A 10,630-nucleotide genomic window follows, 5' to 3' on the forward strand; every position below is an offset into this window, starting at 1 on the left:
CAATCAAATGATCTTCAAAAGATGATGTGAAAACATGTGAAGCAAATGGATTGGCAAAATGCCCTATTCATTTTGGGTAAATTCTATTATAATAATGGACAGATAAAATAAGAACATGCAAATATTGATAAAAAAGACCGGTGTTTTGGGATAAAGGCGAAAAGAGGATTGGGCAATGGAACGAAGGCAGGAAGTAAGAAACGGCTTAAAAGACGGCATAGCGATCGGCATGGGGTATTTTTCGGTATCCTTTGCCTTTGGCATGCAGGCGGTTTCCGTTGGCATTTCACCGTGGATTGCGGCATTGATGTCGCTTACCAATATGACCAGCGCCGGGCAATTCGCTTCTTTACCGCTGATCGTGCAAAACGGTTCGCTGATCGAATTGGCCTTGACCCAGCTTGTCATCAATTTGCGTTATGCGCTGATGTCGCTTTCTTTATCACAGAAATTAGATCATGAGGTAACGATAAAAGATCGGTTGATCATCGCATTTGCCAATACTGATGAAATCTTTGCGAGCGCCAGTGCCAGGCCCGGTAAAAATACGAAATACTATCAGTTTGCTTTGATGGTTCTGCCGATCATCATGTGGACGCTTGGCACGCTGTGCGGCGGCTTTATCAATACCCTGCTTCCTGAAAGTCTGCGCAGCGCACTGGGCATTGCGATATACGGTATGTTTTTGGCAATCTTTATTCCGCCTGCCAAAAAGCGACAGGAGGTGCGCATGGTCGTGCTGTTTGCGGTTCTCTTAAGCTGTCTTTTTCACTGGATGCCGGGACTTGATCAAATCTCCAGCGGCTTTGTCATCATTATCTGCACGTTATTAGCAGCCGGTATGGGGGCTTGCTTATTCCCGATCAAGGAGGAATGTTGATATGAATCCATTGCTCGCTATTTTGGTCATGGCGCTGACTACTTATTTGATCCGGATGTTGCCGCTGGTACTCTTTCATAGAGAAATTACACATCCATGGGTGCGCTCCTTTTTACATTATGTGCCTTATGCAGTTCTTGGTACAATGACGATTCCCGCTGTTTTTTACAGTACGTCCAGTGTGGTGAGCGCAGCGTGCGGCTTGGGATGCGGCGCCTATCTCGCTTACAGAGAAAAAGACATGGTCATTGTGGCAGTTGCGGCAGTGATCGCAGTGTATCTCTGTGAGCTGCTGTTATGATCAAATCCTTTTTTTGAATCAATTATTTTGAATAGAGAAAAAACGAAGTCGTATGCTTATTTCAGCTGACTTCGTTTTTCAATGATATGAAACAGATCGCGAAGCAATGCCTTGGTTTCGGTACCGGACTGGCGATAGATGCGAATGATGCGCGCTTCTTCTTGGTTCATGATGAGCGGTGCATCCTGCTCCTTGTTTTGTTTGACCCGGTACAGCTCATTAAGATCTAAATCTAAATAGGAGGCGATCGCTCCCAGTGTTTCCGGATCGGGGATGCGATGATTCTTGATATAGCCGTTCAAAGTGGTGGCGCTGATATGCAGTGCGGCAGCCACCTGTTTCTGTGTCATATTCTTTAATTCAATAGCAGATAAGATCGTATCTCCCAGCGTTCTTCTCATGATCATCACCCTATAATTTATAAACTTATTATAAGTGATGAAGATGGCGAAAGATGTAGATATTCGAGATTAAGAAAGTGAATTTGAAAACTACACGAACTGCGTATTTTCAAATGTGGCTGGGAAGGGAAAAACACTTTGCCACATGGTGCATAAAATAGAGTGGGTGATAGAGTGAAAAAAGAAAGGTGGCTGTGGATCGCATTGATCTTATTGGTACTGATGGTCGGCTGTTTGATGGTATATATGAGCGATCGATGGGAAGTGGATCAACTCGATATGGAAACGCTTGCAATAAGGAGTTTTTTTCTCTATAATTAAAATGTAAAATTTAAGGAAAGGGGCTTGACAGAGATGAAAAGACGCGGCATAATGAAGCAAGCAAGCAAGCAAGCAAGCAAGCAAGCAAGCAAGCAAGCAAGCAAGCAAGCAAGCAAGACCTAAGTCTGCCTAATTTTTCTCATCAAGCGGAGCATGATGCCGATTTTATAGGCGCATCTCGTCCTGTTTTTTATGGGCGAGATGCGCCTTTTGCGTGCAAGAAATAACGAGTGTTTTTCAGAAAGGAGAGTAATGATGAAAGTGAAAAAGTGGCTCAGTTTATTTACCGTTATTTGCTTGGGATTTCTTGTCGCCGTATCACCAAAAAATGTTTTTGCGGCAGGCAATCTGCAAGTACGCAATGGTACAAGTTCTGTTACATTGACACAAACAAAGGCGGATGTTTTTGGGGATGGTACTGTTTCATATGATGCAGATACCAATACGCTTACCTTGAATCACGCCACATTGGCACCAACGACCAATCCATCTATGGCGGCGATTTACGATACAAGAGGGGTAGGATTAAAGATTGTGGTAAAAGGAGAAAATAAGATTGTCCATGATCAAGCAATCTATATCACACAAAACGGCAATTTGGAAATTAGCGGAGAAGGCAGCCTGCGTGTTGAGGGAAGCGTTTATGCAATTCAAGGATCTGGAAATATCACAATCGATCAAGCAAAGGTAACTGCCAGCACGACGGGCAGCAGTAATGCCGGTATTCATGCCAGTGGATCGATCTTGTTGCGGAACAAGTCGAATGTAAGCTCAAGTGCAGCGAATTATCATGGCATTTACGCTACAAAAGGGATCACGGTTGAAAACAGCACACTGATCGCTTCTTCTCGTTGTACAAATGGTGCTTACAGTGGTATAGAAGCATCAAGCGGCGACATTACGATTGCCGATTCCGATGTTCGCGTAACGGCGAATATAGGTGGGATCGCAACAGCGATCGGCGATATTACGACGCAAAACAGTAAGGTATCTATTATATCTGGCGATGCTGCGATCAATGGAAAATCAGTTGCGATTTCTGGCGGATCGGTTGATGCGACGGCTCTAAATGGAGAGGTAAATGCGATTTATGCGTGGGATGGTCCGATAACGATTAGCGAGGGGGCAACGGTGATTGCCAATGCGGAAGATGAAAGTGCATTTCCGGCAATTTACGGCAATGGCGGCATTGTGATCAAAAACAGCAAAGTAAGTGCCGTATCCGGAGGCGATGCCGCAATCTTCTCACCGGAAACGATCATAATTAGTGAGAAAGCAGAGATAGATGCGAATGGCTATTATGCTGCGATCAATGCCAGTGAAGACGTTATGATCTCTGACAGCGTGGTGAACGCAACCGCAGCAGAAGATGTTGCGATTTATTCAGGAGCAGACGTGGCAATCACAAACAGCGCCGTATATGCAAACGGTGTTATAGGTAATGAAGGTATTTTGGCAGATGGCACTGCATCCATTGCTCATTCATGGATCGTAACATCAGGTGCAGAAACATTTGAAGGTGAAATCGAAAATACAGCATTGTTTCATCAAACCAACGGTACTCTCATCGGCACTTTATCTTTGTCAAATGATGTGGTACTGCCTTTCGGTTCGTCGTTGAACTTTGCTGATGGTTCCCAACTTACAATCGAAAAGGGTACTACCTTTACCAACAATGGAACAATAACCGGATCCATTCGTATCGTTAACAACGGTACGCTCCTTTGCAACAGCCATGTGGGAGGCATAGCAGATTGTGTGCAGTGCGCAGTATGCGCCGTCTGCGGCAATGCATATGGAAACGTGGATGTGATGCACCACAAGCATTTAGAAAAAGTGAATGCCGCTTCAGCTACCCATTTACAAGAAGGCAATATCACATATTGGCATTGTGATGACTGTGATCGATATTTTACCGATCAAGATGCAAAAAAGGAAATTACTTATGCCGATACGATTCTTTCAAAACTGCCTCATCATGAAAACTTGGATACATGGGAAGCAAATGAGCAGATGCACTGGCAAGTCTGCACCTGCAAAGAAAATATAAATGAAGGGAAGCATACCTTTGTATGGGTAATCGATCAGGAAGCGAGCGCAACTGAAAATGGATTGAAGCATGAAGTCTGTACGGTATGCGGTTATAAAAAAGCAGCTGTAGAAATTTTAGCAACAGGTGAATTGAACGAACAACCAACGACAACGCCTTCTACCGGCGACAACGGCAGTGCGGCATTGTGGCTTGTTTTGTTACTCGGGTCTGGCATTATTTTACATACGCTTGGTACTGCTGAGAGAACTAAAATATAATGCATCTAAACTAAGATAACGATTGTGTGTTGAATAAAACGTCTTGTGTGATGTGAGCGCAGGGCGTTTTTTAGAGGAAAGTTGTAATCTGCCGGTGCATATTGGTTTATCGCATCTAAACATTCAATGAAAATGTGGTATCTTTATAAAACTGCCGCAGCACTTAACACTATGGGGCAGGTCTTGCTCCTTTCCGCTTAACCACTTTTTACAGAAGAAAAAATGAATGAGATACAAATCATTACCTTTCCTGATAAAAACAGGTGTTGGTTGTCGCTTTTCATCGTTTCCGCTTCAGTTTTAATTCCTGCTGTTTCCCTCTATAAAAAACAGAACAAATGCGGTATAATAGTTAAATCGTAGTGCTGTGTCAAGCAACCGTTATGAGAAACAAAGGAGCGTAAGAGATGAAGGAATATTTAGAATATTTAACAAAACATTTGCCGGTGCGCTTTTCTAAACGCCAAAAGCAAAACGCTGCCGCATGGATCAGCGATGAAATGGAAAAGCAGGGATATCTATGTGAAACGATCCGGCATAAAAAATACTTTACGAGTGTCAGAAATATCGTGGCAGGCAATCTGAAGCAGGCCAAGACGATCATCGTCGTCCCTTATGACACACCTTCCAGAGTATTCTGGCATAAGTTTCTGTATTATCCTTTAGACGGCAATTTATCTGCAAGAAAATCACTGTTTCCGATGTATGTGCCGATTTTTCTGCTTTATTTTTTGATGCTGGCGTTGATGTATGGCATTCCTTATTTCATGCCGACCCCGGAGGCAGTCAGCGCTGCTTATATCGCGGGAATCGTGCTGCTGGTTTTGATCGTAGCACTTTTGGCAAAAGGCATCCCTACCAGAAAAAATGCGATCTATCATGCCGGTGTTGCGACAGCACTGGAACTGGCGGCTTCGCTTGAAAAAGAACAAAAGCGAAATGTCGCATTTGTCTTTACCGATCAAAACAGCGGTAAATTTTACGGTGCTTATTATGTAAGACTGCGGTTAGATGAATTGAAAAAAAGTGCGCAGGTCATCACTTTGAATGGCGTCGGTGCCGGAGGCGAATTGGTGATCGGCTATACCAAGGGACAGAAAAAGAATGCCCAGGAACTGATCAAGGCGGCGGGCAAGCATCATCGCGTTGCATCGAAAAGCATGGATAGCGAGATGCTGGTGCAGTCCGCAATGCAGTATTTTCCAAAAGGCATCGTGGTGGCGAGCGGTGTTTATGATGAAAAACACAATCTGTATATCGATCGTTTACGCCGCAATCATGATGATCAGGTAGATGAAAAACAGCTGGAAGTCATCGTTTCCATGCTGAAAAACAATCAGAAATAAAATCGTGCGGTGTGATAACATACAGCAATCGCGATCGTATCAAACAACCGAAACGAAAAAAGGAAAGGAGGAAGAAATAAGATGTTTAAGAAACTGATGAATATTTTAACCAGCAAACCGGCTATCGTGGCGATGCTGATCTTGGTTCAGTTGATTATATTGGGAAGTGTCGTATTTACATTAAGCGAATACTTTATTACTTTCTATTTCTTCCTTTTATTTTTGAGCGTCGTCATGAGTATTTATGTCATTAACAAAGATGACAATCCGAATTATAAGATGACATGGGTGATGTGCATTATGTCATTTCCGGTATTCGGCGGCTTGCTTTATTTATTATTCGGCGGCAAGAAGGTACCAAAGGAGCTGCGGGTGCGTGATTATTTTTCTCAGCGCGATATCAGCGATATCTTGGGACAGGAGCATCGGATCTTAGATGATCTGAAAGAACACGATCCGGCAGCGCACAAACAGGCGCGCTATGTTTGGAAAAATGCGCATTTCCCTATTTACGACCATACCGAAACGACTTATTTCAAAGTCGGCGAAGAGAAATTTACAGCGCTGTTACAGGAATTGAAGCAGGCGAAGCGCTACATCTTTCTGGAATACTTTATCATCCAGGAGGGCAAGATGTGGAATGCGGTGCTGGATATCTTAAAGGCCAAGGTTCAAGCAGGCGTCGATGTCAGATTGATGTATGACGACGCAGGCTGTATCTTCAAACTGCCGAAGGACTATGATAAGACCCTTCGCGCATATGGCATCAAGACCAAAGTATTCAACCCGATCGAACCGCGTTTGGCGATGCAGATGAACAACCGCGATCATCGTAAGATCGTGGTGATCGACGGTGTAGTCGGCTTTACCGGCGGCATCAATTTGGCAGATGAATATATCAATATCAATTCGCCGTATGGGCATTGGAAAGATGTGGGGGTCATGCTGAAGGGTGCGGCGGTCTGGAATTTCACGTTGATGTTCTTGCAGTTTTGGAATTATGATGAAAAGATCAAAGATGATTATTTGTCTTATCAGCCGGATCCCGCCTTTTGTGAAAACATGCGAAATGATGGGTATGTGCAGCCGTTTTCCGACAGCCCTACTGACAGCGAACATGTCGGCGAATACAGTCATATCAATATGATCAATGGAGCCAATCACTATGTGTATGCGCAGACCCCGTATTTGATCATTGACAATGAAATGAAGACATCGCTGGTGCTGGCTGCCAAAAACGGAATTGATGTGCGCATCATGGTGCCGCATATTCCGGATAAGCGCTATGCCTTTATGATCACGCGCGCCAATTACGAAGTGCTGTTAAAGGCAGGAGTGAAGATCTATGAATACACACCGGGCTTCATTCATGCAAAGACCTTTGTAACCGATGATAAAATGGCGATCATCGGCACGATCAATATGGATTATCGCAGCTATTATCTGCATTATGAGTGCGGTGTGTGGTTTTATAAAAGCAGTGTTGTGAATGCTTTGAAACTGGATTATCTGGATACACTCGCCAAATGCCATCAGGTAACGCTGAAAGAAGTGCAGAATGTAAGGCTGCCGGTGCGCATGATGCGGGCGATCCTCAATCTGCTTGCACCGATGATGTAGCGACCGCGGCTTGCTTTTTTCAAGCTGTTTGATTACAATGAATGCCATAAAGATAAGGAGATAGAACGATGTTAGAACAAGTTGGACTTATTTGCGAAGGCGGAGGGACAAAAGCAGCGTACACCTCAGGGGTGTTACAGTGCTTCCTCGATCATGAATTATATTTTCCTTATGCGGTAGGAATCAGCGCAGGAGCGGAGAACCTGCTTCCTTATGTATCGCGGCAAAGAGAACGTCTGCGTGTAACCGGAGTGGACAGCGCATCGCAGAAGGGTGCGGTAGGATTGTCGCCGCTGATCCATGAACACGGTGTGTTTGGGATCGAAGCGACGTTTCAATTCATCGAGCGCAATGCGCCGCTGGATTATGAAACCTTTGCATCCAGCAGTACGCGTTTAGACATCGGTGTTTATAATATGGAAACCAATCAAGTGGAGTATTATGACAAAAGCTATTATACAAAAAACGATCAGAATTTGGTGAAAGCGGCTTGTGCGCTGCTGCTTTTGACAAAACCATATCGGTTTTTGAATGGATTATATATGGATGCGGGGCTGATCGACATGATCCCGATCGAACAGTCGATTCGTCAAGGCAATCGCAAGCATGTATTCATTTCGACAAAGGAAGCAAATTATGTGCGCAAACCGGCGCCGAAATGGCAGCTGCGGCTTTGTTCACTCGTATATCCGAAAAATAAAGCGATCCGCAAAAATCTGGAAAAGCGTCATGAACGCTATCAGGAGCAATGGGATCTGATTACCCGTTTGGAGAAAGAAGGGAAAGCGCTCGTATTGCGGCCAAGCGCCGATTATGGCATTACCCGCTATACCAATGATCAGGAAGCGCTGCAGAAGTGGTTTGATCTAGGATATCGCGATACTAAGGAACGACTGGATCAGATCATCCGATTCGTAAGTGAAGAATAAAAAGGTATCTCGTTCAGGCATGTAAAGAACAGATGGTACAAAGTACAGTATGAAACAAAGAAAAAGGTGTCTTTGGCAAGCAGATCCGTAAAACCGATAGGAGTTTTGGATCTATTGCAAGAGACGCCTTTTTTTGGTTAAGATAAAAATATTAGCGAAAAAACATTGATTGAAAAAGCAAGCGCCGGGAAAGAGAAATTGTAAATCAAACAGTTTTAAGCGATGTGCTGCGTGAGATGTTTCTCAAAACATAGCTCTGTGATTTTCCTTGTGGGTTTCTCAAAGATCATTTTTCAAAATATTTGTCAAAATCGTTTCGATGATCATGACGCATGCACGCAAAAAGTGTTCATCTTCTGCTTGAAAACGGTCGTATTTTGGAGAATCGATGTCCAATACCGCAAATACTTCGTCATGGATGATGATCGGCAGGACGATTTCAGAATTGCTGGCGCTGTCGCAGGCGATATGTCCTTTGAAAGCATGCACATTGGCGATCCTTTGTACTTTGCGTTTGGCATAGGCGCTGCCGCAGACGCCTTTGCCTTTTGCGATCTTGACACAGGCGGGCTTTCCTTGAAAGGCACTTAACTGCAAAGCGCCGTTTTTTACAATATAGAAGCCGACCCAGTTGATGTCTTCCAGCACCTCGTTGAGAAAGGCGCTGGTATTGGCAAACAGCGAAACGACATCGTCGATCTCTTCACACAGTGCTTGCAACTGCTGGCACAGGCGCGTATCTTTATCGGATTGATGGATCATGGTATTCCTCCTAGCTTGTTATTGATCAGATGGCATTTTATTTGATTCGGTAGTTGATCATGAATAAAAAGGATAGTCGAAAAATGACCAAACACACTGCGGCGAATGAAACCGATCAGCTGCTTTCTATGCATCTATTGGTCAGTGTCCATCCTTTTCTATTGTTATCATAACAGATAATCGTAAGAATAAACAGAGGGGCGATCACAAATCAGCAGCAGGCTGTTATAAAAAAGGGAACAAAAAGTTCCCGCTGTTTGTGTTTTGGGCATTTGACTGTTAGCAGCATATGCCTGCTATGCCTATAAATTTTCCGCTTTTTTAGAAAACTTTGTATAGATCTTGGAAATGGCCGGCGCTTTTTCAGCGGTTGGATGGTACCAGCCTTGCTTTACCATCGCATCATATACATCGCGCTGTACGCTTGAGATCTTGTCATACAATTTTTTTGCTTGTGTGTATAATTCCGGGGTTCCGGCCTCCTGCGTCAATAGATTGAATTCTGATTTCAGATGCTTGAGTGTTCCCAGCATTTCGCTGATGACTGCCTGCTCACAGTATCCGTTGTTTTGTTCCTTTGCCATTTAGTTTACCTCCTCGATGATGGAAAGCATCGTCTGATAAAGCTGTTTGATGTCTTTCATCACTTTTTTGTGTGTGGTCTTTAATTCCGGGGTTGTCAGTAAGGCGCTTTCTTCTTCAAAACGCTTCAGACAGGTGAAGGTCTGATTTAGGAGATCTTCCAGATATAAGCAGTCTTTCGGTGTTAATAGTGTAATATTCATTGTGCGTTCGCTCCTTTCAATTACAGTTTGTCCAGCCATGAAATTCCTATACATGAAATCTGTTATCTGCCGCAAAAGTCTGCTATAATATAAAAACGAGCGAGGTGAACGGCATGCTGAAAGAAAAAGACTATGTATATATTCAAAGCTATAAGCATGACGGCAGTTTGCATCGGACATGGATCAAGGGCTTTGTGATCGAAGTAAGCAAAGAACGGATCGTCGCCGTAACCGATCGTGCCTGTGTAGTGGAAAGCGATGGCCGCAGATGGATCACCCGAGAACCGGCAATCTGCTTTTTTTATCCGAATCAGTGGTTTAATGTGATCAGCATGATCCGCAAGACCGGTATCCATTATTATTGCAATTTGGCTTCCCCCAGCATTTATGATGGAGAAGCGATCAAGAATATCGACTATGATCTGGATGTGAAAGTACATCCGGACGGCAGTTACTTGATCTTAGATGAAGATGAGTATGCCCAGCATGGAGCGGAAATGGGATACAGCGAGCAATTAAAGCGGGCGATCGGGCTGGAAATGGAGAAATTGATCAAAAAAATCGAACGGCGTGAAAGTCCGTTTGATGAAAAAGAGATCGAACAGTTATACCGGCGTTATCAGTATTTATCGAAACATAACGGAAAATAGAAGAAGTAAAAGGCGTAATTTGCATAAAAAGCGAAAAAAATAAAAAAAGGGATTGACATAAGGGGAAAGAATTTGATATTATAAGCGAGCACCGAAAAGGGGTGCGAGAAGTCGGTCTTTGAAAACTAAACAGGAAAACGTCAATTCAAACCCGAATCGAAATGATTCAAGAAAAAGGAAAAGGACGCTAGAAAGCGTAGAGCTAAATCAAATGGAGAGTTTGATCCTGGCTCAGGATGAACGCTGGCGGCATGCCTAATACATGCAAGTCGAACGGACGGAAGATGAGCTTGCTCATTGGAAGTCAGTGGCGAACGGGTGAGTA

12 protein-coding genes and 1 rRNA gene are annotated in these 10,630 nt (G+C 43.8%); 9 read left to right on the top strand and 4 right to left on the bottom strand.

Annotation, left to right across the window (positions count from 1 at the left end; all coding sequences use genetic code 11):
• Positions 1 to 175: 175 nt before the first annotated feature.
• Positions 176 to 880 carry an AzlC family ABC transporter permease gene (locus C1712_RS12455; RefSeq protein WP_102269671.1) on the top strand — a complete coding sequence of 235 codons (705 nt, stop codon included), beginning with the start codon at positions 176 to 178 and terminating at the stop codon, positions 878 to 880.
• 1 nt (position 881) lies between these two features.
• Complete coding sequence (locus C1712_RS12460; RefSeq protein ID WP_102269673.1) at positions 882 to 1,181, top strand: AzlD domain-containing protein; 300 nt, start codon at positions 882 to 884, stop codon at positions 1,179 to 1,181.
• A 56-nt stretch (positions 1,182 to 1,237) separates the two neighbouring features.
• Here the strand turns inward: C1712_RS12460 and C1712_RS12465 are convergent, their stop codons facing one another.
• Positions 1,238 to 1,582: a helix-turn-helix domain-containing protein gene (locus tag C1712_RS12465; RefSeq protein ID WP_178200440.1), complete on the bottom strand. Its 345-nt coding sequence runs from the start codon at positions 1,580 to 1,582 to the stop codon at positions 1,238 to 1,240.
• Between the two features lie 174 nt (positions 1,583 to 1,756).
• On the opposite strand from C1712_RS12465, the gene C1712_RS12825 reads away from it, so the two are divergent.
• From C1712_RS12825 to C1712_RS12485, 5 genes are all read left to right on the top strand, one after another.
• Positions 1,757 to 1,903, top strand: coding sequence for a hypothetical protein (locus C1712_RS12825; protein WP_178200439.1), 147 nt, complete (start codon positions 1,757 to 1,759; stop codon positions 1,901 to 1,903).
• 255 nt (positions 1,904 to 2,158) lie between these two features.
• Positions 2,159 to 4,213: an autotransporter outer membrane beta-barrel domain-containing protein gene (locus C1712_RS12470; RefSeq protein WP_102269676.1), complete on the top strand. Its 2,055-nt coding sequence runs from the start codon at positions 2,159 to 2,161 to the stop codon at positions 4,211 to 4,213.
• A gap of 407 nt (positions 4,214 to 4,620) precedes the next feature.
• Positions 4,621 to 5,559 carry a M28 family peptidase gene (locus C1712_RS12475; RefSeq protein ID WP_102269678.1) on the top strand — a complete coding sequence of 313 codons (939 nt, stop codon included), beginning with the start codon at positions 4,621 to 4,623 and terminating at the stop codon, positions 5,557 to 5,559.
• An 81-nt stretch (positions 5,560 to 5,640) separates the two neighbouring features.
• Positions 5,641 to 7,179, top strand: coding sequence for a cardiolipin synthase (gene cls, locus C1712_RS12480; RefSeq protein WP_102269680.1), 1,539 nt, complete (start codon positions 5,641 to 5,643; stop codon positions 7,177 to 7,179).
• Positions 7,180 to 7,247: 68 nt separating this feature from the next.
• A complete protein-coding gene (locus C1712_RS12485) occupies positions 7,248 to 8,108 on the top strand; it encodes a patatin-like phospholipase family protein (protein ID WP_102269682.1) in 861 nt (286 codons plus the stop codon).
• 279 nt (positions 8,109 to 8,387) lie between these two features.
• Here the strand turns inward: C1712_RS12485 and C1712_RS12490 are convergent, their stop codons facing one another.
• The 3 genes from C1712_RS12490 to C1712_RS12500 form a co-directional block, all read right to left on the bottom strand.
• Positions 8,388 to 8,870, bottom strand: a complete 483-nt coding sequence (locus tag C1712_RS12490) for a GAF domain-containing protein (RefSeq protein WP_102269684.1) — start codon at positions 8,868 to 8,870, stop codon at positions 8,388 to 8,390.
• 302 nt (positions 8,871 to 9,172) lie between these two features.
• Positions 9,173 to 9,454, bottom strand: a complete 282-nt coding sequence (locus tag C1712_RS12495; protein ID WP_102269686.1) for a spore coat protein — start codon at positions 9,452 to 9,454, stop codon at positions 9,173 to 9,175.
• Positions 9,455 to 9,655, bottom strand: coding sequence for an oxidoreductase (locus C1712_RS12500; RefSeq protein ID WP_102269688.1), 201 nt, complete (start codon positions 9,653 to 9,655; stop codon positions 9,455 to 9,457).
• Between the two features lie 113 nt (positions 9,656 to 9,768).
• Here C1712_RS12500 and C1712_RS12505 point away from each other — a divergent pair, with 113 nt between their 5' ends.
• Complete coding sequence (locus tag C1712_RS12505) at positions 9,769 to 10,305, top strand: DUF402 domain-containing protein (RefSeq protein ID WP_102269690.1); 537 nt, start codon at positions 9,769 to 9,771, stop codon at positions 10,303 to 10,305.
• A 208-nt stretch (positions 10,306 to 10,513) separates the two neighbouring features.
• Positions 10,514 to 10,630 (top strand): 16S ribosomal RNA (locus C1712_RS12510); the annotation flags it as partial.

This window comes from Massilicoli timonensis (genome assembly GCF_900199515.1).
GTDB classification, from domain to species: Bacteria; Bacillota_I; Bacilli_A; order Erysipelotrichales; family Erysipelotrichaceae; genus Massilicoli; species Massilicoli timonensis.